At 64.5% G+C, this 23,121-nt stretch carries 23 protein-coding genes; 8 read left to right on the forward strand and 15 right to left on the reverse strand.

Translation table 11 applies throughout. The features are described from left to right. Positions 1-7: 7 nt before the first annotated feature. Positions 8-640 carry an SRPBCC family protein gene (locus tag AUL34_RS18645; RefSeq protein WP_210168817.1) on the reverse strand — a complete coding sequence of 211 codons (633 nt, stop codon included), beginning with the start codon at positions 638-640 and terminating at the stop codon, positions 8-10. 11 nt (positions 641-651) lie between these two features. Next, positions 652-2,436, reverse strand: a complete 1,785-nt coding sequence (locus AUL34_RS18650) for a PAS domain-containing protein (protein WP_192845787.1) — start codon at positions 2,434-2,436, stop codon at positions 652-654. 193 nt (positions 2,437-2,629) lie between these two features. Here AUL34_RS18650 and AUL34_RS18655 point away from each other — a divergent pair, with 193 nt between their 5' ends. From AUL34_RS18655 to chrA, 6 genes are all read left to right on the forward strand, one after another. Continuing rightward, positions 2,630-3,805 carry a zinc-dependent alcohol dehydrogenase gene (locus tag AUL34_RS18655; RefSeq protein ID WP_061937197.1) on the forward strand — a complete coding sequence of 392 codons (1,176 nt, stop codon included), beginning with the start codon at positions 2,630-2,632 and terminating at the stop codon, positions 3,803-3,805. Between the two features lie 12 nt (positions 3,806-3,817). Continuing rightward, complete coding sequence (locus AUL34_RS18660) at positions 3,818-4,414, forward strand: hypothetical protein (RefSeq protein WP_061937200.1); 597 nt, start codon at positions 3,818-3,820, stop codon at positions 4,412-4,414. A gap of 147 nt (positions 4,415-4,561) precedes the next feature. Beyond that, complete coding sequence (locus tag AUL34_RS18665; RefSeq protein WP_244492649.1) at positions 4,562-4,921, forward strand: response regulator; 360 nt, start codon at positions 4,562-4,564, stop codon at positions 4,919-4,921. Positions 4,922-5,029: 108 nt separating this feature from the next. Next, the gene (locus AUL34_RS18670) at positions 5,030-6,433 is read left to right on the forward strand and encodes a sensor histidine kinase (RefSeq protein ID WP_061937206.1); all 1,404 of its coding nucleotides are present in this window, start codon (positions 5,030-5,032) and stop codon (positions 6,431-6,433) included. 206 nt (positions 6,434-6,639) lie between these two features. Continuing rightward, positions 6,640-7,458, forward strand: a complete 819-nt coding sequence (locus AUL34_RS18675; RefSeq protein ID WP_061937416.1) for a sulfurtransferase/chromate resistance protein — start codon at positions 6,640-6,642, stop codon at positions 7,456-7,458. Between the two features lies 1 nt (position 7,459). Next, a complete protein-coding gene (gene chrA / locus AUL34_RS18680) occupies positions 7,460-8,866 on the forward strand; it encodes a chromate efflux transporter (RefSeq protein ID WP_061937209.1) in 1,407 nt (468 codons plus the stop codon). Between the two features lie 99 nt (positions 8,867-8,965). Here the strand turns inward: chrA and AUL34_RS18685 are convergent, their stop codons facing one another. The 9 genes from AUL34_RS18685 to AUL34_RS18720 form a co-directional block, all read right to left on the reverse strand. Then, entirely contained in the window at positions 8,966-10,081 is a 1,116-nt protein-coding gene (locus tag AUL34_RS18685; protein WP_370539065.1) for a two pore domain potassium channel family protein, read from the reverse strand. Positions 10,082-10,125: 44 nt separating this feature from the next. Further along, positions 10,126-11,022 (reverse strand): aldo/keto reductase, encoded by an 897-nt coding sequence (locus AUL34_RS18690; RefSeq protein WP_061937215.1) that lies wholly within the window; start codon positions 11,020-11,022, stop codon positions 10,126-10,128. Beyond that, a complete protein-coding gene (locus AUL34_RS18695; protein ID WP_370539063.1) occupies positions 11,019-11,429 on the reverse strand; it encodes a type 1 glutamine amidotransferase domain-containing protein in 411 nt (136 codons plus the stop codon). Before AUL34_RS18695 ends, AUL34_RS18690 begins: the two co-directional genes overlap by 4 nt. A 225-nt stretch (positions 11,430-11,654) precedes the next feature. Then, positions 11,655-11,984, reverse strand: coding sequence for a zinc ribbon domain-containing protein (locus AUL34_RS22020; RefSeq protein WP_082653492.1), 330 nt, complete (start codon positions 11,982-11,984; stop codon positions 11,655-11,657). 75 nt (positions 11,985-12,059) lie between these two features. Further along, on the reverse strand, positions 12,060-13,214 hold the full coding sequence (locus tag AUL34_RS18700) for a glutathione-independent formaldehyde dehydrogenase (protein ID WP_061937218.1): 1,155 nt from the start codon (positions 13,212-13,214) through the stop codon (positions 12,060-12,062). 433 nt (positions 13,215-13,647) lie between these two features. Further along, on the reverse strand, positions 13,648-14,142 hold the full coding sequence (locus tag AUL34_RS18705; RefSeq protein WP_061937221.1) for a hypothetical protein: 495 nt from the start codon (positions 14,140-14,142) through the stop codon (positions 13,648-13,650). Positions 14,143-14,431: 289 nt separating this feature from the next. Continuing rightward, a complete protein-coding gene (locus AUL34_RS18710; protein ID WP_061937420.1) occupies positions 14,432-14,683 on the reverse strand; it encodes a hypothetical protein in 252 nt (83 codons plus the stop codon). 5 nt (positions 14,684-14,688) lie between these two features. After that, positions 14,689-14,859 (reverse strand): hypothetical protein, encoded by a 171-nt coding sequence (locus AUL34_RS22415; protein WP_156421001.1) that lies wholly within the window; start codon positions 14,857-14,859, stop codon positions 14,689-14,691. Positions 14,860-15,112: 253 nt separating this feature from the next. After that, entirely contained in the window at positions 15,113-15,331 is a 219-nt protein-coding gene (locus AUL34_RS18720) for a hypothetical protein (protein ID WP_061937227.1), read from the reverse strand. Positions 15,332-15,695: 364 nt separating this feature from the next. On the opposite strand from AUL34_RS18720, the gene AUL34_RS18725 reads away from it, so the two are divergent. Both AUL34_RS18725 and AUL34_RS22420 read left to right on the forward strand, forming a co-directional pair. Then, positions 15,696-15,905: a cold-shock protein gene (locus AUL34_RS18725; protein ID WP_061937230.1), complete on the forward strand. Its 210-nt coding sequence runs from the start codon at positions 15,696-15,698 to the stop codon at positions 15,903-15,905. 23 nt (positions 15,906-15,928) lie between these two features. Then, positions 15,929-16,255, forward strand: coding sequence for a hypothetical protein (locus tag AUL34_RS22420; protein ID WP_192845788.1), 327 nt, complete (start codon positions 15,929-15,931; stop codon positions 16,253-16,255). Between the two features lie 400 nt (positions 16,256-16,655). Here AUL34_RS22420 and AUL34_RS18730 read toward each other — a convergent pair whose 3' ends face one another. The 4 genes from AUL34_RS18730 to AUL34_RS18745 all read right to left on the reverse strand — a co-directional run bounded on the left by AUL34_RS18730 (position 16,656) and on the right by AUL34_RS18745 (position 23,043). Further along, complete coding sequence (locus AUL34_RS18730) at positions 16,656-17,510, reverse strand: ZIP family metal transporter (protein ID WP_244492644.1); 855 nt, start codon at positions 17,508-17,510, stop codon at positions 16,656-16,658. Positions 17,511-17,513: 3 nt separating this feature from the next. After that, complete coding sequence (locus AUL34_RS18735; protein WP_082653493.1) at positions 17,514-18,470, reverse strand: SMP-30/gluconolactonase/LRE family protein; 957 nt, start codon at positions 18,468-18,470, stop codon at positions 17,514-17,516. Positions 18,471-18,739: 269 nt separating this feature from the next. Then, positions 18,740-20,833: an ATP-binding protein gene (locus AUL34_RS18740; RefSeq protein ID WP_244492645.1), complete on the reverse strand. Its 2,094-nt coding sequence runs from the start codon at positions 20,831-20,833 to the stop codon at positions 18,740-18,742. 629 nt (positions 20,834-21,462) lie between these two features. After that, the gene (locus tag AUL34_RS18745; RefSeq protein ID WP_061937236.1) at positions 21,463-23,043 is read right to left on the reverse strand and encodes a GMC oxidoreductase; all 1,581 of its coding nucleotides are present in this window, start codon (positions 23,041-23,043) and stop codon (positions 21,463-21,465) included. Positions 23,044-23,121: the final 78 nt, after the last annotated feature.

Genomic DNA, 23,121 nt, shown 5'->3' on the forward strand with positions numbered 1-23,121 from the left:
CTGTCTCCTAGCGGTCCGCGCCGCCGCTGCGTGCGGCGGGCTGAGGGTCGGTGGTGGGGATCTCGCCGGTCAGGGCGAGCGCGCGGAACCTGTAGAGGGCCGTCCGTACGATCTCGCGCGGCGCGATGTGGAAGAGCTTGGCTACCGCCTTTCCGACAACGCCCCCGGGGGGATCGAACCGGACATCGAGATGCAGCTCGGTTCCCCGGTCGCCCGGAGCGGGCCGGAACCGCAGCGTGCCGACATTCGGCACGTCGGCGCCGTCCTGGCTGCGCCAGCGGACCATCTCCGGCCCGGTGTCGACGGCTTCGGTCCGCCAACGATATTCGCCACCCGCAGGCCCATGCGCGACCCATTCCGCGGTCCGATCGCCCGAGGACGTCACCTCGGCGAAGTGCGCCCATATCCGGGACTGGGTGTCCGGTCGCAGCCAAAGCGAGTGCAGGTCGGCGGCCGGCTTGCCTATGGTGATGGAAGCAGCGGTCGCCGTGTCTGCTTCGGCCTCAGTGGTGCTCATGATCCACCTCGAATCCCTGTTCGATTCCATCGTGGCCCGAAGGGGTTCTACGCGGCGCTGCCATCGCTCGCTCCGGACCTGTTCAAGGTTCTTCTGTAGCGACACCCCCACGGCCGCCAGCACCCGTAGGATCCCTAGGTAGACCTCCGCGTCGCGCGGCTTTCGTCGGGCGAGGGCACGATGCCGGCCGCGATGGCGATCTGGAGAAGCTCGGTCAGACTGCGCGCATCGAGGCGGTTCATGACCTGGGCACGGTGAAGCTCGACGGTGCGCGGACTGATGCCGAGCTTCTGTCCGATGACCTTGTTGGTGCCTCCGTCCACGAGGCCGACCATGACTTCGCGCTCACGAGGTGTCAGGCGTGCGATTCGGGCGGCAGCGCTCTCGTCCCGCCCCGTCGTGCGTGCCGCGCCCTGACACTCAGCGATTGAGCCTGCGAGCGCTGCCGGAAACGATGCGTCTTCTCCTGCAACGATGTAGTCCAGGGCGCCAGCCTTCATGGCGGCGACAGCCGTGGTAACATCGGCCTCAGCGGCGTCGAGTGCGATCGTAGGCAGGGTGATCACGCGCGCCTTGAGCTCACGCGGGACCGACAGACCCGCATCCCTTCCCGACCGCAGATCGACGATGACGCAGCCCGGCGTGAGTACCGCGGCCATATCGAGAAAGGCGGCAGCGCTTTCGAAGATCCTCGCCCGGAAGCCGAACCCGCGAACTACGTTGGCGAGCTTGCGCGCCTCCATTGGCTCGGTGCTGACGACGTAGACGTGACGAAGGTCCTCCTGCGTCACGTCCTCCACGATCCCGCCTATGCGACTCACCGTACCGGCATCATCGAAGATCGGAAAGCTGGTATCCCGCAGCCAGCGGATCGATCCGTCGCCCGGCCGGATGAGCCTGTACTCGAACTGCGACACCTCGCCAGCAGCCACCGTGGCGAGAGCGTGCTCGACTTGGCTCCGATCGTCGGGATGGACATCCTTGATCCATTCGGACAGATCGTTCGCCGCATCTTCGGCTGGGATGCCCCAGATCTGTTCGAACGCCGCGCTACGATAGATGATCCTTCGCGCCTTCGGGTCGCCGATCCAGATGAGATTGCGGCTGTTGGCCGCAAAGCTTTGGAACTGGGCCTCGCTCGCTCGGATCACCGCCTCCGCGCGGCGTTGGCCCGTGACGTCGATTGCCGCGCCGATGAAGCTGACGGGGCGATCGTCCGCGAAGGTCGTCTGCCCAGCGGTCGCGATATGGCGGGTCTCGCCGTCTTCGCGTCCGACGACGCGATACTCCACGTTGTAGCGTCCGTCGCCCGCCGGATCGGCGCAGGCGACGATCGCTTCGCGTACGCGTGGAAGATCGTCCGGGTGGATGCCCGACTCGTAGACGGTCATGTCGACGGGAGCCTCGGCGGCCAGTCCCCACATCGCGCGCAGGCGTTCGTCCCAGTCGAGCGCGCCAGTCGCCGGGTCCCATGAATAGATTCCAATGCCCACGAGCTCGGTGGCGGCCCTGAGGCGTGCCTCGCTCCTGCGCAAGGCCTCCTCCATCGCCCGGCGCTCGCTGGTGTCGCGGGACACGCCGACGACAAGCTCCACCGTCCCGTCCTCGCCCCAGACCGGCGCCCAGAGATAGTCAAAGTAGGCGGCGTGACCGCTGGGGGTTCGGTGAAAGACCTCGTCCTCGACTTTTATGCCGTCCGCAAAGATCCGGTCAATGTGACCGTCGAGAAGACGGGCGAGATCGGCGGGATAGCCAAGGTCCAAAAAGGTCTTGCCCATCATCTCGACCGACGAAAGGTTGAAGAGCCCTAGCATCGCCGGGTTGGCATACGCGAAGCGGCGTTCCCGGTCGAAGGCGTACACGTAGTCGGGGATCGCCGAGAGGTTCGCCTCGAGGAAGCGGGCTCGGTCCGCTCGCACCGCATCGACAGCGCGCTTTTGATTGCTTGAAGCATCCATGGAACGTGAAACCCCCGTCATGACGTCGCCCGGCCCGAAGGTCGACGAGACGAAGGCGATCGGATGCGCCCTCGGGATGTTCCCTAGGTATCGCCCGGATGCCGCAGGATGAGGGGTGAACTTACGTAGGCGTATCACAACCGAGGAGACCGGCATGAAAGCGCTCGTCTGGCACGGCAAGGAGGACATCCGGTGCGATACGGTGTCCGATCCTCAGATCGAGGATCCCCGTGATGCCATCATCAAGGTCACGAGTTGCGCGATCTGCGGCTCCGACCTCCACCTCTTCCACAACCTCGTTCCCGCGATGCTACCCGGCGACATCATGGGCCACGAGACGATGGGCGAAGTCGTGGAGGTCGGAAGCGCGGCGAAGGGCAAGCTCAAGAAGGGCGACCGCGTCGTCATTCCCTTCACCATCCAATGCGGCGAATGCGACCAGTGCCGGAAAGGCAACTTCTCGGTCTGCCAGCGGACGAACCGCAAGGCCGAACTCGGGGACAAGGCCTTCGGGCACCGGACGGCGGGCCTCTTCGGCTACACGCACCTCACCGGCGGCTATCCCGGCGGCCAGGCGGAATACCTGCGGGTGCCCTTCGCCGACACCACCCATGTGAAGGTGCCGGACGGCATCGACGACGAGAAGCTCCTGTTCCTGTCCGACATCCTGCCGACCGGCTGGCAGGCCGCAGTGCAGACGGATGTCCAGCCCGGAGACACGGTCGCGGTCTGGGGTTGCGGGCCCGTCGGGCAGATGGCGATCCGCTCGGCCATTCTTCTGGGCGCCGAACAGGTGGTGGCAATCGACTGTTTGCCCGAGCGCCTGTCGATGGCCGCCGCCGCCGGTGCCATCCCGCTCAACTTCGAGACCGAGAGCGTGGTCGAGCGCCTCAACGAGCTGACCGGCGGAGAAGGGCCGCATCGCTGCATCGACGCGGTCGGCACCGAAAGCCATGTCAGCTTCGCCCAACCGGACACGCTGCTCGACCGCGCCAAGCAGATGCTGATGGCGGAGAACGATCGCCCGCACGTCCTGCGCGAGATGATCTATGTCTGCCGTCCCGCCGGCGTCATCTCGATCATCGGCGTCTACCTCGGCCTCGTCGACAAGATCCCGATGGGCCAGGCGATGAACAAGGGCCTGACCTTCCGCATGGCGCAGGCGCATGTCCCTCGCTGGACAGGCGATCTCCTTCGCCGGATCGAAGACGGCCAGATCGACCCGTCCTTCGTGATCACCCACAAGGCCGATCTCTTGCAAGGACCGGAGATGTACGCCAAGTTCCGCGACAAGGCGGACGGCTGCATCAAGGTCATGCTCCAACCTTGAAGGAGGCACGCCATGCCACTCACCAATCTCTCCGGCATCGCGCGCTCCGAGGGTGATCCCCGCGTTCAGCGCAAGGGTCCGAGTTCCCTGTCGAGCGCCGACAAGCTGGCGCGCGCGCTCGGCTGGTTCTCGATCGGGCTCGGCGTCGTCGAACTCGTGGCGCCCGGCCGCATCGCCCGCACGCTGGGCCTGGAGGGCCGAGAGAGCTTGATACGGGCCTATGGCGCACGTGAACTGGCCAGTGCGATCCCGACTCTGTCCATAGACAAGCCCATCGGGTTGGCTGCGCGCATCGCGGGGGACATGCTGGACCTCGGGACGCTTTCCACAGCGCTTCATCACGGTAACCCGAAGCGCGACAACGCGATGATCGCCACCGCTCTCGTCATCGGGATCACGCTTCTCGACCTTCAGGCCTATGCGGGCGTCAGGGCGGCGCACCGTCGCCCACCCGGATCCGACCGCGACTACTCGGACCGGGTTGGCCTGCCGCGCGGCACGCAAGAGTCGCGCGGGCTCGCCCGCAAAGACTTCAAGATCCCGAAGGATTACCAAGCGGGAGGCACGGTTGCGGAAGCGCTGAACGCGAAGGCGTCTGGAGCGGGCTAACGCGCATCCAGCTATGCCGGCGCCGGCAGAACTGCGCCAGCGGCGGCTAGCGCTGAGGCTCACTTCCAAGACGCCTGCAACCAATCAGCATCCGTTCGCTTCATTCCCTGCCAGACCGGTGGAGATGGAGAGACGGCCTTGCTTCGGGTGCTGATCGTTGAGGACGAGCCGCTGATCGCGATGGATCTCCAGGACATCCTGGAGGACGCAGGGCATACCGTCGTCGGCGTTGCACCCGCCATGCAGCAAGCTCTGGATCTTGCCGCGGGGGCGGTGCCCTTCGACGTTGCCATCCTCGACATCGACCTGGCCGGCAGCGATGACGGCATCGAGACCGCTCATAGGCTGCGTGGCGAACACGGGATCGATGCGCTCTTCGTTTCAGCCCGAAGGGAGGAGGAAGCCCGAGCCCAAGAGCTTGGATGGAAACCCATCGGCTTCATCGCCAAACCCTTCATGGAATCCCAGATCCTTGCGGCTCTCGAATGGGTCGAGGCGAAGCGGTGAGCTCTTCGAGTGAGCTACGGGAAAGCCGCTAGCTGACGACCGGCCTGCTTGGTAATGATACGGTCGTGTGTCCCGGTGGGATCGTTTCCGAACACGGTTCCCGACGCAATGTCCATCTCCGGTGCCTACCGTCGTTCGCTGATCAAGGCCCTCCGGGTTCGCCTGCCGGCCCCGGCAACCTATGCCCTTGTCGCGCTGGCCATCGTAGTCGTTGCGGCTCTCCGGGCGGCGTTCGTCACCGACCTCCTGCCGTTTCTGTTCTTCATCCCGGTCATCATCGCCAGTGCGTTGTTCGGCGGCCGGGGACCGGGGTTCTTCGCCACGCTCGCTTCGACCATTCCTGCAGCCTACGCCATGTCGCCGGATGACGCCCCCTTGTCCCTGACGGGCGCACAATGGGCAGCGCAGATCCTGTTCGTGATCGTTAATCTCGGCATCGCAGAACTCGCCGCATCGCTTCGCCATGCCGTTCTTGTTCTCAACGAGGTCGCCGAAGGACGACGGGTCGCCATCTCGAGCCTCGCTCGGGAAGTGCAGCAACGGGATCAGCTCAGTCGCATCGTCGAGAACAGCACCGACTTCATCGCCTACGCCGATCTCGAAGGCCGCGTGCAGTATGTGAACGAGGCCGGGAAGGCGCTTCTTGGATTGAAGGATCCGGAGGGGACGACCCGGATCAGCGACTACTTCCCTGCCGACAAGTGGGCCTGCATTGAAGCTGACGTCCTGGCGACCGCCCTGCGCGAGGGATCCTGGACGGGGGACCTCCACTTCCGCCATTTCGGGACGGGCGAGGAGATCCCCGTCCGCTTCAACGTTTTCACGCTTCCCGATGCGGACGGGCGACCCATCGCCTATGGCACGGTCACCTCCGATCTTCGGCGGGAACATGCGGCCGAACAGGAGCGTCAGCTCCTGGTCACCGAGCTGGCCCATCGGCTGAAGAACACTCTGGCCATCGCACAGTCAATCGCAACCCAGACGCTACGAAGCGCGCCCGATCTTGCGACAGCCCGCAAGAGCCTCAGCGAGCGGATCCAGGCTCTCTCCCGCGCTCACGACATCCTCCTGACAGGGCAGCATGACTCCGGCGCGGTCGCGAGCGTGATCAAGAGCGCGGTCGAGTTGCATGATCCCGAAGACAGGGTCGCCCTGCGAGGACCGGACCTGTTCGTCGGTCCCAAGGCGGCGCTGACCTTAGCGCTCATTACCCATGAACTGGCGACCAACGCCGCGAAGTACGGTGCGCTGAGCGTGCCGGAGGGGCGCGTCCACATCGCATGGGTCGTGGAGATCGATGATGGGACCAAACTCCCGACCCTTGCCCTAATGTGGCGCGAGATCGGAGGTCCGCCCGTCGTTCCGCCGAGCCGCAAGGGATTCGGATCGAAACTGATCGAGGTCGGGTTGTCCGGATCGGTCGGTGGCTCGGTCGAGCTCGACTATGCCCCAGATGGTCTCAAGTGCCGGATCGTGGCACCCCTCACCGAACTCCAAACAGAGAAGTCATAGCGCCGCCGCCTCAAGCGAGGGGGCGATTGGGCCATCGGTTTGTTGTGGCGCAAATAGCGCTGGTGTCTGCTTCGGGTCGCTCGATAACCACCGTTGACATGGCGAACTCGCATCTGTGATGTAGCCGCATGGGGACAGCGATCTCCCCACGAGGCCACGGCCGAAGCATCGCGTCCCCCCATATCCATTCCATGGACGGACGCGGCATGGCCTCGACGATCACCATCACGCACGACAAGCTCGCCCGGCTCGTGGGCACCCCGAAGTCGCCGCTCGTCGTCGACGTGCGCACGGACGAGGACTTCACCGCCGATCCGCGCATCCTGCCCGCCGCCTTGCGGCGGGGGCATGCCGACGTTGCCGCCTGGGCGCGGGATCTGACGGGCCGCGCGGCTGTCGTGGTCTGCCAGACGGGCACCAAGCTCAGTCACGGCGTCGCGGCCTGGCTCCGCCACGAGGAAGTCCCCGCCGAGGTGCTAGAGGGCGGGTTTGATGCCTGGGCGGCGGCCAGCCTGCCGCTTGTCCCGGAAGCGAAGCTGCCGTCTCGCGACGGGCAAGGCCGCACCGTCTGGGTGACGCGGGCCCGGCCGAAGGTCGACCGCATCGCATGTCCCTGGCTGATCCGTCGCTTCGTCGACCCGTTCGCGGTCTTCCTGTTCGTCCAACCCTCCGAGGTCGAGGCCGTCGGCGAGCGGTTCGGCGCCGCGCCCTTCGACGTCGAGAACGTCTTCTGGAGCCACCGCGGCGAGCGCTGCACCTTCGACACGATGGTGGACGAGTTCGGCCTCAGTACGCCGCCGCTCCTGCGCCTCGCGACGCTGGTGCGCGGGGCCGACACGGGGCGACCCGACCTCGCGCGTGAGGCGCCGGGCCTTCTTGCCGCTTCCCTCGGCCTGTCGCGCATGTACGCCGACGATCTGGAGCAACTGGAGGCGGGCCTCCTCCTCTACGACGCCTTCTACCGCTGGTGCCGGGACGCGACGGACGAGACCCACAACTGGCCTGGCCGGAAGGGAGGAGCGTGACATGACCGACGTTCCCACGACCCGCCTCCCGAATACCGAACTCGCCCGAGCGCACGACCATGGCATCGCCTTCGGGGAGGCCGTCCGGGTCTGGACGAAGATCGCCTGCCTGTCCTTCGGCGGGCCGGCCGGGCAGATCGCGCTGATGCATCGCGTCCTCGTCGACGAGAAGCGCTGGATCGGGGAGGAGCGGTTTCTCCACGCCCTGAACTACTGCATGCTCCTGCCCGGCCCCGAGGCCCAGCAGCTCGCGACCTACATCGGCTGGCTTCTCCACCGCACGAAGGGCGGCCTCGTCGCCGGCGGTCTGTTCGTGCTGCCGGGTCTCCTCGCCATCATGGCCCTCTCGTGGGTCTACGTCGCCTTCGGAAACGTCGGGATCGTCGCCGGCCTGTTCTTCGGCCTGAAGGCGGCGGTGCTGGCGATCGTGCTGGAGGCGGTGAACCGGATCGGACGGCGGGCGCTCCGCAACCGCACCATGGTCGCCATTGCGGCCGCAGCCTTCGCAGCCATCTTCCTGTTAGACGTGCCGTTCCCCGCGATCATCCTCGCAGCAGGGCTGATCGGCTACGTTGGCGCCCGCTCCGGATCGGCCGCCTTCACTGGCGGCGGCGGGCACGGGCTGTCGAAGGGCGCGGTGCTGGCCGACGCGGACTCCGCCCTCGGCGAAGGCGTGCCCGAACACGCCCGCCCGAACCTGCGCTGGGCGCTGCGCATCTCGGCGGTGTTCCTCGCGCTCTGGCTCGTCCCCGTCGCCGTTCTCGTCCTCGCTTTTGGCACGGGCAACGTCTTTGCCGACGTGGCGGTGTTCTTCTCGAAGATGGCAGTGGTCACCTTCGGCGGTGCCTACGCCGTCCTCGCCTATGTCGCGCAGCAGGCGGTCGAGCACTACGGCTGGCTGGAGCCGGGCGAGATGCTGGACGGCCTCGGGCTCGCCGAGACGACGCCGGGGCCGCTGATCATGGTGACGCAGTTCGTCGGGTTCCTCGCCGCCTTCCGCGACCCGGGCGCAATGAACCCCTACGTCGCCGGGACGCTCGGCGGATTGCTTACCACCTGGGTGACGTTCCTTCCGTGCTTCCTGTGGATCTTTCTCGGCGCGCCGTTCATCGAGCGGCTGCGTGGGAACCGCGCCCTGTCGGGAGCGCTCTCGACCATCACGGCAGCGGTAGTCGGCGTGATCCTGAACCTCGCTGTCTGGTTCGGGCTGCACGTCCTGTTTCGACAAGTCGCCGAGGTCCGCATCGGCCCGCTCTCATTGGACGTGCCGCGGCTGGCGAGCCTCGACCCGGTTGCCAGCGTGCAATTCGTCGCTGCCGCGATCGCTCTGTTCCGCTTTAACCTTGGCGTCGTCCCGACGTTGCTCGGTGCTGCCGGTGCGGGAGCGCTCTGGCACTTCGTCGCGTAATCCATATGGCATCGTGAAGCACTCACCGTTACACAGTCGGCAGAACGCGTCGTTGGAGGACGCTGCTTCGTTACGAAACCAGGCAGACCGCGAGGGATTCTAACCCTGTCGTGGGTGCGTCGCCTCCCCTTGCCCTGATCCTGCTGGATCGATCTCATGCATCGAATAGGCCATGGCAGGCGCAAGTATTGCAATCAGCGGGTCCCACTGGCAGCGAAGCTCGACGTAGAACTCTGCTCCTTTCTTCTCGTTGGCCGTGAGGGGTACGCACGCCTGGCGCAGACGCGGTAGGGCGCCCAAATACCGTGCCCACCACAACTCTCTCATGTCGTCGGTAGGCTCGCCCGCTTGGCGCGACACTTGGTCGAGAAAGGTCCTGTCCAGCGTCGAGACGAGCATGAGCGACACACTCCAAAGCTGCTGGATCGTGGCCGACCTCTTCACCCAGCCCGCGGTGTCATCGGCCAGCGCACTCTTGATCAGGGAAAGCGTGTCGAGCGTGAGAAACGCTGTGCGAGAGACAGAGTAGCAGGGCTCCCGGAAACGGAAATAGAAGAGGATGGGGTAGAAGTGGTGTCCCTCTTTGATCTCGGCCATCGCGCCGGCCAGTCCGGAAAGATTGTCGTATCCCCCGCTGAGCTCGCCGTCTGGAAACAAGCGCACTATCAACTCGGCCGCATCGCCCGTTTCGGCGGACATCGCATGCAGCTTTAGCCCGAGGGCGTTCCGCTCCCTGAGGGCGGAGTAGACCTGCATCAGATAGGTCAACGTCAGCGAGATCACGGACGTGCCGATCACCGAGTTGAACAGGAACAACACCTTCATCGCAGCCGTATGGGGGGCGAAGTCGCTTGCACCGACAATGGAGAGGCTGCTGCCGCCGACATAGACCGCCGTGATGAAGTCCGTCGGCGTTTCGCCAGTGCTCGCCCGGATGCCGATGCCGAGTTCGGGATGGACGATCAACCCGGCGCCGAAGGCGAGAAGCGTCGACCAGACCAGAACGAGCAGCACCAAAATGGTTGGTCCACAGAAGGACAAGGCAGCCGGGCGGGCGGCTCCCATCGGAAGATGCCGGAAGAGGCGCCATATCATCCGCGCGAGCCGCTGGCTGAAGATGCCCGCTCCCGCACGGGCATAGAGCACGGTCAGGAACACGTCCAAGAGAACCAAGAGCATCAGGACGGCGCCGAATGCCTGCTCCAAAGCATCCATCACGAAGGCCTCCTTGCTGCTACGGCAGAAGCCCCGCCCAAGATCTACAACATGGGAAGCTGACGAGGGCGGGAGCCGCGCGGGAAAACCGCGTCGATCCGCTCGATCTCGGCTTCCGTCAGCTCCAACGAAAGAGCGCCGGCGTTGTCGGCCGCGTGCTCGGGGGCCGCCGCCTTCGGGATCGCGAACAGAGACGGCCGGCGCACCAAGAACCGGAGTGCGACCTGCCGCGGGGTCGCACCATGGTTCGCCGCGATGTCCTGCAACACGCGGCCGCCGGGCGTGCGCGGGCCGGGGAAGCTGTCGTGGCCGAACGGACTGTACGCGACCACCGCAACATCGTTCCTCTCGCACCATGGCACGACGGCATGTTCGATCGCGCGTTCTTCCAAGTGATACAGAACCTGATTGCAGGCGATGCGGCCGAGGCCCGCAACGGCGAGCACTTCGTCGAGATCGTCAACGTCGAAGTTGCTCACGCCCCAGGACAGAATCTTCCCTGCGGAGACCAGCCCCTCCAGCGCGGCCACCGTGTCCTCGAGCGGATGTCCTCCGCGCCAATGAAGGAGGTAGCAGTCGAGCCGGTCCGTCCGGAGCCGGCGCAGCGAGCGCTCGCATGCCTCGATCGTTCCGCGGCGCGACGCGTTACTCGGCAGCACCTTCGACACGAGGAACACCTCGTCGCGCCGCCCGCTGATCGCCTCGCCGACGACGAGTTCGGCTTCGCCGTACATCTCGGCCGTGTCGATATGGGTCATGCCGAGATCGAGACCGCGACGCAGTGCATCGACAGCCGTCGGCAGGTGCGCGTCGTCGATGTACCAGGTCCCCTGGCCGATCGCGGCGACCTCGCGCGACACCGGGCCGTACGGGCGCTGGTCTCCGCCGGCTCGACTTGACGACGGAAGCGGAGACGGGGCCGCACCGGAGTTAGAGTTCATTCGGCCGCTGCCTGCCGCGATGGCTTGCCTGCATTTGCGAACATTCGGATCACCTCCCGATTGAAGGCGGGGATGTCGTCTGGCTTGCGGCTCGTGGCAAGGCCCTGATCGACAACGACCTCCTCATCGACCCATTCCGCCCCTGCGTTCCGGAGATCCGTCTTCAGCGACGTCCAGGACGTCAGCCGCCGCCCGCGTGCGGCGCCCGCCTCGATCAGGGTCCATGGACCGTGGCAGATCGATGCCACGGGCTTGCCGGCGTCGAAGAAGGCCTTGGCGAATGAGACCGCCCTCTCGTCCGTCCGAAGCGTGTCCGGGTTGATGACCCCACCCGGAAGCAGGAGCGCATCGAAGGCTTCGGGCCGGGCGCTGTCGAGGGCATGTCCACCGGGAAGGTGTCGCCCCACTCCGTGAGGTTCCACGCCATGACCTGATCGTCTTTCGGCGACACGAGCCGGGTCTTGGCACCTGCTTCGTCCAGGGCGTTGCGCGGCTCAGTCATCTCGACCTGTTCGAATCCGTCCGTCACCAGGATCGCGATCGTCAATCCGCCGAGGGTTTTCGAAGTCATGGTCCTGTCTCCTTTCAACTGGGATGGGGAACGGTGGGGTCGCCTCTCATTCGGAGACCCCTCACCGGCCGCTCCGGGGCAACGGTCCGCTCGCAGAGAACACGCGGCCCGTCGACGCCATGGCGCTTGGGATTGGCGACCGGCGCACGCAGCAGCCGCAGCCGGCGGGATGGGCCGCCTTCGCAGTGCCACGGTTGCTCATGCCAGCCTCCGCGGAGGCCAGGACACTGCGCCGGACGGGGTCCATAGCGGCGATGGCGGGTGCTCGCAGAACCGTTCGAGGCGCGGAGGTCCCGCAGTCTGGGCAAACGCACGGCTCTTGGAACTCCGCCATGGGCCGCATCGCCGTGAAGGGTCCGCACGTCGGGCACGCATAGTCGTAGTTCGGCATGATATCCTCGCTGCGCCAGGTGCCGAAGAGATGTCGGCGAAGCGGCCGAGGCGGGCGGCCGCCTGCCGGTGTCTGTCAGGCGGCGGTCTTGAGGACCACCTTTGTCCACCCATCGTCGCGCGCGTCGAAGTGCCGGTAGGCTTTCGGCGCTTCGTTCAACGGCAGCTCGTGGGAGACGATGAAGGACGGCTTCGCGCGGCCCGTCGAGATGAGATCCCGCAGTTGCCGGTTATAGGCCTTCACGTTGCACTGCCCGGTGCCGATTTGCTGACCCTTGAACCAGAACAGGCCGTGGTCGAAGACGATCTGGCCTTGACTGTAGAGCTTGTCCTGCGGGGCGGGATCCTGCGGTGTGTAAACGCCCACGACGCCAATGCCGCCAGTGAACTTCACCGACTTCACCAGGTCGTTCATGGTCATGTTTGGGTGCTCGTGGCCCTCGGGGTCGTGCGCCTGGTAGCCGACGCACTCGCAGCCCCGGTCGGCGCCGATACCGTTCGTCAGCTCCAGCACCTGATCCACTGGTGAGCCCTTGGAATCGTCGATGGTCAGAGCACCGATCGACGCCGCCAGCTTCAGCCGGTCGGGATGCCGATCAACGACCATGACCATGCAGGCGCCCTTGATCATCGCGGAGTAGGCCGCCATGAGGCCGACCGGCCCGGCGCCGTAGATCACGATGGACTCTCCGGGGCGCAATCCCGCAAGCTCGGTGCAGTGCCAGCCGGTCGGGAAGATGTCGGCGAGCATCACGTAGTCGTTCTGCCGCTCCTCAGCATCCGGCGGGAGCTTCAGGCAGTTGTAGTCGCCGTAGGGGACACGCAGCAGATCGGCCTGCCCGCCTCGATACGGCCCCATGTCGGCGAAGCCGTATGCGGCGCCGGCCATGTTCGGAACGACGCTTCGATCCGCAGTGGTCAGGCAGAATGCGCTCAGGCCGCGCTCGCAGTTCCTGCAAAACCCACAGCCAATGTTGAACGGGATAGCGACCCAGTCCCCGATCTTCACGTGGTCTACCGCTTCGCCGACTTCCGCCACCTGACCCAGGTTCTCGTGCCCGAAGACGCCCCCTTGCGGGAAGTCGGTGCGCCCCTCGTACATGTGCAGGTCGGAGCCGCAGATGTTAGTGCTCGTGATTCGCACCAGAACGTCGGTCGGCCTCTCGATGCGCGCATCGGGTACGTTCCGAACCGCAACGTCACGCGGTCCATTGTAGACTACCGCTCTCATGACATTCTCCCACTCGAGCCCTGTTCTCGGTAGGGAGCAATGACATGCCGCCCGTTGTCGGAAGATACGGGCGTTCCCTAAGGGGCATTCCTAGGAGAGCACAACGGATCCGACATCGTTTGGCGAGGACAGGTTGGGGCGAGTAGAGCCGAGGTTGTAGGGGACGATCTTGCCGGCTCCGTTCATTCGCCAGACCAAGTGGTGACGTCAGCTTTCGCTTGCACGAATGCGAAAGCGGAATGTCGGTTCTCCACCCCGTCCTGTCTCAGCCGCCGAGTTAGCGGACGTCCAGAAGCGGTCCTTCCGTTGTCGACCCGACTGAGTCGTTCAGAGCTGTAGAAACAATCGCGCAAAAGCGGACGTCCAGCAGTTCAGGGCGCAGCTACGACCCGTCACTCCAGCGAGAGACGGCGCACAACGGGTTAATAGTGATCTATGGGCCAAGGGCTAGCATATCCTGACCATCCGAACCGTTGAGCACGTCCATCATCCGCTCAGCGTCGGGTAGGCTCATCCTGCTCATGTCGACGTCGTTGATCGAAACCATCTCCCCCGTCGCAACGGATGACACTGTCCAGGTGCCGTGAGGGTCCCGCGCGATAGCGTAAGCTGGCATCATGGGGGCGCCCAGGAAAAAGTCGACACCGAACCGGCGTGATGGTTGCGCTCGTGGCAGCACACCAGATGCCGGAAAGTCCGGACGATCGAACAGCGTGTCGATCTCGTCGCCTTCGTAGTGCGCGATGTCGGTGTCGATCGTGCATTGGAAGCGCTTCTCGCTTTTGTCGGCAACCAGAAACCGAACCGCGGTGTCGAGGGAAGCAAACTTGCGAAACCGCAGTGAACCCTTCGGCATCTGCCGCCTGGCGGAAGCGCACCAGAAGACATCGGCTGCCCGATTGTAGTCGACCGTCTTTGCGGAGTTCATGAGCCCGACCTCGACGTCATGTCCGGGAGACGGATCGCCGCGGCTGCGTCCTCTCGTTCCATGCGTCCCTGTCGAAGCAGGAGGGACTTTGCGCGCGTTGCTCGTGCAGCGGCGGCCACAGCTTCGAAGGTGGAGGGGGGAGCGGTTAAAGAGCCTCCCGTCTTGAAGTGCTTGTTGGCAGCATTGAGTGCATGGAAGCGGGTCATCAAAGACACCTTTCAAGAAAGCATGGAGGGGTTTGCCAAGGCAAACGTCTTGCGTGTTGCAGGTTGCGGACCCCAAGGTCGCGTCAGTCCGTCAGTTTCAAGCGCTCGATGTTGGCTCGAACGACGCTCCGGTAGTCGTCGACCACGCTCTCGAACGATCCGCCGGCCATCGCAGCCCGCATCGCATCGCTGAAGGCTTCGATCTTCTCGCGCACCATCAGGTTTGCCTCGTCGATGGACTGAGGACCACCACAGCCGAGGCGATGGAGCCGCAACAGTACCGCCTGCTGCGACTCCATCGCCAATAGCGTGACGTTCGCGGCAGACGCGAACATCGCGTTCAAGTCGATGATCCGCTGGTGTCACGAAGCGTGGCGAGATCCGCCATGGCGCGCCATGTGGCCTCCGCCTCGTTGTGCTTCTTCTGGACGTTCAGGAGCGGAGCGTCGGCTGCAGCGATGCGACACTCGTCTGCGCGATCGAGATAGAACTGTGCGAGCGAGGGCTTCATGACGGCACTCCAACCCGGGAGATTGGCAGGCGGATTGCATTCGCCTGATCCTCCAGTTCCATCCGGATCCTCCGGAGCCGCTTCTCGGCCATGGTGGTAAGGATGCTGCGCATCTCCAGGCTCTGCAGGCCTGGGAAGAGTTCGGTGACAAGGTGCAGATGGGCAGCTCGGGTCGGAGCGAAGCGGGAAACGGACATAGGAAACCTCGTGGAACGATGAGTTCTGTTGGCGGACGGCGAGCGTCGAGGGCGCCCTAGAAGGTTTTGCCTTCCATCCAGACGTGAACCTCTCCGTCGACTTCGGCCTTCGCGCGACCTGACCGGTCGCGAACCATCGTGGCGAGTTGCTGCTCGTTGTGGATGGTTGTGACATCGAACCGGGTCAGGAAGGGCCAGCGCTGCCGCGCTTCAGTCATGTAGCCACGTTTGCGCGCGACGGTTTCGCCGCTCTCGCCGCCTTGGTATCCGAACATGGGACTGGCTCCGTAGGGCAGAAGCGCCAGAGGCACGGTCGGCTGAGGATCTCGCCAAACCGTATTTCTTCAACGCCCTCGCAATGAAGATAGTCCTTGTCGCTCCAATAGCAAACGGTGATTGCGTAAAATCGACGAAGAGGGTGTAATTCGCGATACGGTTTAGGGTTTCAAGGCGGGTTTAATTCTATGGTGTGCTTGTAAACCGTTCGGCGAAAGGGTAGCTGTCACCGATCGAACTTTGGTAGTCGATCTTATTTTTGGTGCTCAAGCGCCCGAGCGATCCTCTTTCTCACTGTCGATCTACGCATCGGAGCGCACGCGGCGCTGCGGGCAATTCGCCTTGTCTTGAAAGGGCATTCTCATGGCTACTGGAACCGTCAAGTTCTTCAACGAAACCAAGGGTTTTGGCTTCATCGCTCCGGAAGACGGCAGCACCGACGTCTTCGTTCACATCTCTGCCCTTGAGCGCTCTGGAATCCGCGGGCTTGCCGAAGGGCAGAAGGTCAGCTTCGAGCTCGTCGCCGACCGTCGTTCCGGCAAGAACGCGGCTGAGAACCTTCAGGTGCTCTGAATTGATCCAACCCATGACCACGGATGTACTGGCATGGGATTCGAAAAAGGGGAAAGGTCGGGTTCTGCCCGGCCTTTCGTCGTTTTGAGATGGCGGTTCTTCAACCTGTCGTCCTTTTGTGGGGCTACGAGCAGATCAGACCCTTGCCGATCTCGTGGAGCCAAGACGAAGGCGAGCGCTGGCCGAGCTTGAGTGAAGCGATCGAATTCGCCATGGCGATGCGATACGATAAAGCCGCGAAGGGGCTGTATCCGTGGATCTGGACGTCAAGCGGAAGCATCTACTCGCCGGCAACAATCAACACGATGGCGGAAGTCTTGTATCGCAATACTCGGTTGGCAGATCTGTAGGCTGCAAGCGGACGCTTTGAGCGAATAAGCTTTCCACTGAAGGGCCTCGGTCACCAAGCGGTTCTGCTACTTAGCCTGAACGCACTGTATTCTGATCCTGATTCGCGTTGCCGAAGCAGCAGTTTTCCTTACAGCCTTACTGACTGTAGGTCGGACCTTCGAAACTTGCGTCCGCTAATCGCGACTTTTGTCAGGAAGCAGGTGGTGTGAAAACCACCCTTTTCGGTCGGTGACGGCCTTCGCAAGTCGTCCCGAAAGCGGACGTAAACCGCGCTTACTCGAAGAACGCGGCGGGATCGCTCGGTCGGAACGTTCCCGCCGTCCACTGCCGTGTGCCTTGGCTGCATGAGGCACGGGTCTGCCAGACTCTGGAGCATTGCCCCGTCACCCCCCGACGCTTCTAGCTATGGAATGCGGCAGACGGACCATACATGTGAACGCCCCAGCCGATCATCCGAACGGCGTCGTTCGAAATGGCGGATTGGTCTGCACCTCCTGCCGTATCCTCGCCCATCCCGTGCGAGAGCGCGAAGGCGACGAGCAGGCCGATCACGACGAGGAACCCCGTCCTGCCCCGCTCGCCCTCGACGGCTTCCGGGATCATCGTGTCGGCGACCATGGTGAGGAGCGCGCCCGCGGCGACGGCGTTGACGGTGGCAAGGACCGCAGGGGACGCCTCGCCGAGAAGGGCGGCGCCGAGAAGCGCGGCGAGCCCCGAGGCGAGAGCGATGCCGCCCCACAGCGCGAAGATGTAGGTCCGGCTTCGGCCCGCCTTCAGCATGCCCGCCGCGCTCGACAACCCTTCCGGCAGGTTCGACAGGAAGATCGCCGCGAACATCGGCACGCTGACGCCGCTGCCCCCCAGCAGCCCGACGCCGAGCACGATCGACTCCGGAATGCCGTCGAGCAGCGATCCGACGGCAATGGCCAGCCCGCCCCCCTCGTTCGTGTTCTTCTGCTGGTGTCCCGAGCGCTTGCGATGATGCCCGCCGCCGCGCGAGACGAGCCAGTTGGCGATCGTATAGACGAGTGAGCCAGCGATCGCGCCGAGGATGATCGGCTGGATGCCGGCGCTGCGAAAGCCTTCCATGATGAGGTCGTAGGCGATCGCTGAGATCAGGACGCCGCAGCCGAAGGCCATGATGCCGGTGATGATGCGGACGGGCAAACGGACGAGCGTGGCGAGCGCGGCTTCGATCACGAGCGAGGATGCGCCCGCCAGGCCCCACAGCCCGGCTTCAAGCCATGTCGGCATCGATCAGGCTCTCTGCGCTCGACTGCCGACGAAGGCGGCCCCCCGGGTCCTCCCCGGGTCCGAGGCTGCGTGTCGGCTCATGCGCCGAGTTGCGATCCCGCGGGCGGGCGCTTCCATCGCAAACAGCGCTCCCTCGTTCGGACGGGCGGCGCGCTCCGCCTGCGGAACCGGGAAGCTCGCGGAGGTGACGAAGAGCGTGGAAAGGTCCGACCCGCCGAACGCGGGCATCGTCACGAATTTGGCCGGCATGGCGATACGCCGCTCGAGCCTGCCATCGGGATCGAAGCGCAGGAGGCAACCGCCGCCGAACACCGCGCAGAGATAGAAGCCGTCCGCGTCCACCGCGGCTCCGTCCGGACCGGCCCCGTCCTTCACCTCCGCGAAGACGCGGCCGTTCTCGGCGGCGCCCGTCGCCGTGTCGTAGTCGTATCGCCAGACGGTCTTTCGGGCGGTGTCGCTGTGGTACATCGTGCGCCCGTCCGGGCTCCAGGCGAGCCCGTTGGAAGTCTCGACCGCCGGCGTGACGCCGATCCAGGTGTCGTCGCCCTCATATCGCCAGAGCGGCGTCGCGGCCTCACCCTCATCGGAAGCTGCAGGATCGAGCGGGTCGAGCATCGTGCCGGCAAGGAAGCGGCCCACGGGGTCGCAGCCGCCGTCGTTGAAGGCAAAGCGGCGCGGATCGAAGGGGACGGGAGCGAGGAAGGCGAGCGCGCCGCTTCGGGTGTCGAAGCGATGGAGACCCGTTCGCAGCGCCACGACGACGTGGCCCGGTTCGGCGAGGGCCAGGCAGCCGATCCATGTCGGCATCGCCCAGGTCTCGTTCCGCCCCGTGGCAGGATCAAAGCGATGAAGGGCCGGAGCTCGAATGTCGACCCAGTAGAGGCGCTCTTCGCATACGCTCCAAACGGGCCCTTCTCCGTTCAAAGCCCCCGCACGGCATACAAGCTCGACGTCTATCATCGTTCGCACCCTTCCATCTCGGAAAGGCGGGCGTCAGCGTCAGAGTTGCGGGACAGGCTTGGTTCAAAACCGTAGCCGGAACCGCGGACGGCCGTGCACCCGAGCTGCTTGCGGTGTTTCCGGAAATGGACCGCGAGAGAATGTTCGTGGCTTGTGGCCGTCCGATCCGTGAAAAAGGCTGAGAACCCGTGGTCGTGCGGGAACGCATGCTCGGCGTAACGGGAAACTCAGTATCTCCGTCATTCCAGCCGTTCTTCGATGTTTCGCCGTCAGTTTTCGACCATTCCCTGGATCCTGTTCGCGAGGACGGTCATGTCGAACGGCTTCGTGACCACCTGCATGCCGGGGTCGAGATGCCCGTGGTTGAGCACAGCGTTCTCTGCGTAACCCGTTACGAACAGAACCTTCAGGTCTGTGCGCAGCTCCCGAGCCGCGTCCGCTACTTGCCGGCCGTTCATGCCGTTGGGGAGGCCAACGTCCGTGACGAGGAGATCGATGGCCGCGTCTGAACGGAGGACCTGCAGCGCCTGTGGACCGTCGCCCGCCTCGATCGCCCTGAAGCCGAGATCCTCGACGGCGTCCACCACCAGCATGCGCACCAGCGGCTCATCGTCCACGACGAGGACCGTCTTGCCCCGGGCGTCGATCCGCGGGAGCGCAGGTGCGACCTCGGCTTCGACGACCTCCTCCTCGTGATGGCGGGGAAGGTAGATGCAGACCATCGTCCCGCTGCCGACCTCGGAGTAGATGCGGACTTGGCCCCCCGACTGGCGGGCAAAGCCGTAGATCATCGAGAGGCCGAGCCCGGTGCCGACGCCGATCGGCTTAGTGGTGAAGAAGGGATCGAAGGCGCGCTCGATGACGTCGGCGGACATTCCCGATCCGTTGTCCGAGACGCACATCGACAGGTATTGTCCGGGCGGCAGGTCGCGCTCGCGGGCGGCGCGATCGTCGAGCCATTGGTTCCCGGTCTCGATCGTGATCTGGCCACCGTCGGGCATGGCGTCCCGGGCGTTGATGCACAAGTTCAGGAGTGCGTTCTCGAGCTGGTTCGGGTCGACCAATGCTGACCACAGCCCTGCTTTCGCCACCGTCTCCACAGTGATCTGCGGGCCGACTGTGCGCCGGATCAGGTCCTCCATGCCCGCAACGAGGCGGTTCACGTCCGTGGGCTTCGGCTCTAGCGTCTGGCGGCGCGAGAAGGCAAGGAGTCGATGGGTCAGCGCCGCAGCACGCTTAGCTGCCCCTTGTGCCCCGACCATGTAGCGGTCGAGATCGCCGATGCGGCCTTGCTGCACACGGGTCTGCATCATGTCGAGCGAGCCAGAGATGCCGGCCAGAAGGTTGTTGAAGTCGTGCGCCAATCCGCCAGTGAGCTGCCCGACGGCTTCCATCTTTTGGCTCTGGCGTAGGGCTTCGTGCGCCTGGGTGAGTTCTGCCGTCCGCTCCGCCACGCGCTGCTCCAAAGTGTCGGCGAGTTTGCGCAACTGGATCTCGGCGTTCCGGCGCTCAGAGATATCGTTGAACAGGATGGCGACGCGGCGGCTTTCCTTAGTCCCGGTCCTGAACGCGTAGACATCGAACCACCGTCCGAGCGCTTCGGACCCCGCCTCAAAACGCTCCGGCCGGCCGGTCAATGCGACCCGCCCGTAGGTTTCGTACCAGTGCTCCTCGAGGTCCGGCGCGAACTCGCGCAGCCACTTACCCTCAGCCCCGTGCAGGCCCGTATGCTTCTCGAAAGCCGGATTAGCCTCGACGACGCGATAGTCGAAGGGCTCGCCCTCAGTCCCGTTCTTGAGTTCGACGATGCAGAAGCCGGACTCGATCGAATTGAAGAGGGTGTGATAGCGCTCGTCCGACGCGCGTTCGGCCAACACTTCCGCAGTCGTCTCGCGGCAGATCACGAGAACGCCGCCGACCCCGCTGGCGGCCTCTTCCTCGTCGATCGGGCTGAAGCTGTAGGTCCACCAGACGTCCTGTGGTCCGCCATGTCGGACCATCGGGACGAGTTGGTCCTCGTGCCAGGTCGCCTCTCCGCCGGCCATGATCTGCGCGATCTGCGGTCCGATCACATGCCAGATCTCCGGCCATGTTTGCCGACCGGGCGCTGCTAAAGCTGACGGGTGCTTCTCCGGCCCGAGCGACTCCGCATAGGCATCGTTGTAGAACTGTATCAGATCGGGTCCCCACCAGATAAACATCGGGTGCCGGGTGCTCAAGAGCAGGCGAACGGCGACGCGCAGGCTCTGAGGCCAACTCCCGATTGGCCCCAGCGGCGTCGATGCCCAGTCGAAGGTGCTGATGCGACGGGCCATCTCGCTGCCCTCGGACAACCAGCTTCGACGAGCGTCTACGATTTCCATTAGGCGTCCCTTCTCACCACATCCATTCCGCTCCCTGCGCACGTTGGGGAGCAACGGTTCGAATATCACGGCGGCGCACGCCTTGGGTTATGCGCAACGCCTGCATCATGTTTCGTCGGCGAATGAACGGTCGAACGACCATCGTTGACCTGGACGTCGCCTTGCAGCCAGTGAGGCAAAGCACCGTCCGCCGCTTGCTTACTGGGCGCAGGCGCTATGGGAGACGGACCCGGACGGGGTCGTGATTGCCGACAGTCCGAGCTGGCTGGCCTATACCGGACAAACCACCGAGGAGTGGCTTGGTTACGGCTAATTGAACGCAGTCCATCCCGATGATCGCGAATACGCTGAACGGCAATGGCAAGAAGCAGTCGCAGCGGGCAGCCTTGTCGACGCCGAGTTCCGTCTTCGCAGTCTGATGAGCATCCGCTCCTGCGCCGTTCGAGCCGGAAGCGGACCATTCTTTTTCCACCCGGTCGCGCCGTTTGGGGCTGCGAAGCGGACGCCCGGAAGCGGTCGGACGGGTTTCGACCCTTCACGGACTCTTGTCACGCTAATTGATTTACCCACAAGCGAACATTCGGAGGCAGCAACGCTAACCGTAGCTCGCGCTCAACGGGTTCCCCCGTTCAAAGGCGTTCTACAATCCGGTCTGCAACACGCAGCGCGTTGGCGGTGATGGTGAGCGTCGGGTTCACCGCGCCGATCGAGGGAAAGAAGCTCGCGTCCGTCACATACAGGTTGTCGATACCGTGCGCCCGGCAGTCGAGATCGAGGACACTCGTATCGGGATCGGTGCCGAAGCGCAGCGTGCCGGCCTGGTGTGCGGTGCCGCCGATCGGCGTGCTCTTGCCGAGATAAAGCTTGCGGTCCATAAGGTGCGGGTGGATCGCTCCCTTGTCGCAGATATTGCGCAGCATCTCGCGAAGCGCCCAGTGCCCTTCCATGTTGGTCTGCGTCAGGTCCAGATGCACCTGCCCGTTGCGATAGAAGATGCGGTTCTCGGGCTTCGGCAGGTCCTCCGAGGTCAGCCAGAAGTCGATCGAGTGCCGGGCGATCCAGTCGAACGGCGTTTCCGGTAGCCAGTGCAGGAAGCCGGGCAGCCCTTCCGCCTCGATCTGCATCCCGTCCGACTTGCCCACCATCTGGATATGGCCGAGCGGGTACTCGAACGGGTTCAGCGGTGATTTCGCGTGGGCGTGATAGAAGTCGTTGAGGCCGAGCGTCTTCTGGAACTCCGTCGGGTTCGGGTCCTTAGAGATGGCGAGCACCGTCGCGTTGTTGTGGCGCATGTAGTTGCGCCCGACTTGCCCTGAGCGGTTGGCGAGTCCCCCCGGATGCTTGTCGTTGCCGGAGCGCAAAAAAAGCAGCGCCGAAGATAGCGAACCGCAGGCCACCACTACGATGTCGCCTTGGATCGTGTGCGTCCGTCCTTCGATGACTGTTTCGACGCCGGTGACGCTCGTGCCCGCCTCGTTGGTCACGAGGCGTTCGACGTAAGCGTTCTTGAGAAGCGTCAGGTTTGGGTTGTCGCGCAGCGCGGGATCGACGCAAATAATCTGGCTGTCCGACTTGCCGTTGGTGAGGCTCGGGTAGCCGTCGAACGGGTCGCAGCGCAGTAGCGGCGAGTGCGGGGTGGCCGCACCCGTCTCGTCCTGATCGAGGAGCGCGCCCATCGGCAGGTGGAAGGGATGCAGTCCCTCGCGCGCCCAGTCGTCGGAAAGCTGCTGGATGCGCGGCTCGTGCCGGATCGCCTCGTGCTTGTAGCCTTTGCGCGCGGGTGGCTCCGTAGGGTCTTCGCCGCGTGCGCCGCGCACCTCGAAAAGCTCTTCGGCCGCTTGGTAGTAGGGTTCGAACTCGTCGTACTTCACCGGCCATTCCGGCGCGATCCCGTCGGGATGGCGCACGTCGTCGAAGTCCTCGGTGCGCAGCCGGAACAGGACGGCGCCGTAAACCTTGGAATTGCCGCCGACGAAGTAGTGAAGACCTGGTTTGAACTGATCGCCGTTTGATGAGACCCAAGTCTCGTCAACCTGGTAGCGGCCTTTTGCGAAGACCTCCTCTGTGCTCCAGTTCTCGCGCTCGCGCTTGAGATAGTCGCCGCGCTCGATGAGAAGAACACGCTTGCCTGTCTGGGCGAGCTTCCAGGCCATGGTCCCACCGCCCGGCCCAGAGCCGACGATCACGACGTCGTAGCGGTCCTCGGTCATTCCCTGTGCTCCTGCCTGCTCCGAGTTGCGGCTAAAGACTAGGCACAGCAGATCGTTCCTCCATCTTCGTCCTCGAAG

This window comes from Aureimonas sp. AU22 (genome assembly GCF_001463745.1).
Taxonomy (GTDB): Bacteria; Pseudomonadota; Alphaproteobacteria; order Rhizobiales; family Rhizobiaceae; genus Aureimonas.

Bases quoted from the DNA above. Each gene is read 5' to 3' on its own strand.
- AUL34_RS22415 (WP_156421001.1), bottom strand. From the start codon at position 14,859: ATGAAGCCCTCGCTCGCACAGTTCTATCTCGATCGCGCAGACGAGTGT.
- AUL34_RS18745 (WP_061937236.1), bottom strand. From the start codon at position 23,043: ATGACCGAGGACCGCTACGACGTCGTGATCGTCGGCTCTGGGCCGGGC.
- AUL34_RS18670 (WP_061937206.1), top strand. From the start codon at position 5,030: ATGTCCATCTCCGGTGCCTACCGTCGTTCGCTGATCAAGGCCCTCCGG.
- AUL34_RS18655 (WP_061937197.1), top strand. From the start codon at position 2,630: ATGAAAGCGCTCGTCTGGCACGGCAAGGAGGACATCCGGTGCGATACG.
- chrA (WP_061937209.1), top strand. From the start codon at position 7,460: ATGACCGACGTTCCCACGACCCGCCTCCCGAATACCGAACTCGCCCGA.
- AUL34_RS18735 (WP_082653493.1), bottom strand. From the start codon at position 18,470: ATGATAGACGTCGAGCTTGTATGCCGTGCGGGGGCTTTGAACGGAGAA.
- AUL34_RS18725 (WP_061937230.1), top strand. From the start codon at position 15,696: ATGGCTACTGGAACCGTCAAGTTCTTCAACGAAACCAAGGGTTTTGGC.
- AUL34_RS18660 (WP_061937200.1), top strand. From the start codon at position 3,818: ATGCCACTCACCAATCTCTCCGGCATCGCGCGCTCCGAGGGTGATCCC.
- AUL34_RS18685 (WP_370539065.1), bottom strand. From the start codon at position 10,081: ATGGATGCTTTGGAGCAGGCATTCGGCGCCGTCCTGATGCTCTTGGTT.
- AUL34_RS18675 (WP_061937416.1), top strand. From the start codon at position 6,640: ATGGCCTCGACGATCACCATCACGCACGACAAGCTCGCCCGGCTCGTG.
- AUL34_RS18700 (WP_061937218.1), bottom strand. From the start codon at position 13,214: ATGAGAGCGGTAGTCTACAATGGACCGCGTGACGTTGCGGTTCGGAAC.
- AUL34_RS18740 (WP_244492645.1), bottom strand. From the start codon at position 20,833: ATGGAAATCGTAGACGCTCGTCGAAGCTGGTTGTCCGAGGGCAGCGAG.
- AUL34_RS18690 (WP_061937215.1), bottom strand. From the start codon at position 11,022: ATGAACTCTAACTCCGGTGCGGCCCCGTCTCCGCTTCCGTCGTCAAGT.
- AUL34_RS22020 (WP_082653492.1), bottom strand. From the start codon at position 11,984: ATGCCGAACTACGACTATGCGTGCCCGACGTGCGGACCCTTCACGGCG.
- AUL34_RS18730 (WP_244492644.1), bottom strand. From the start codon at position 17,510: ATGCCGACATGGCTTGAAGCCGGGCTGTGGGGCCTGGCGGGCGCATCC.
- AUL34_RS18710 (WP_061937420.1), bottom strand. From the start codon at position 14,683: ATGTTCGCGTCTGCCGCGAACGTCACGCTATTGGCGATGGAGTCGCAG.
- AUL34_RS22420 (WP_192845788.1), top strand. From the start codon at position 15,929: ATGTACTGGCATGGGATTCGAAAAAGGGGAAAGGTCGGGTTCTGCCCG.
- AUL34_RS18705 (WP_061937221.1), bottom strand. From the start codon at position 14,142: ATGAACTCCGCAAAGACGGTCGACTACAATCGGGCAGCCGATGTCTTC.
- AUL34_RS18720 (WP_061937227.1), bottom strand. From the start codon at position 15,331: ATGTTCGGATACCAAGGCGGCGAGAGCGGCGAAACCGTCGCGCGCAAA.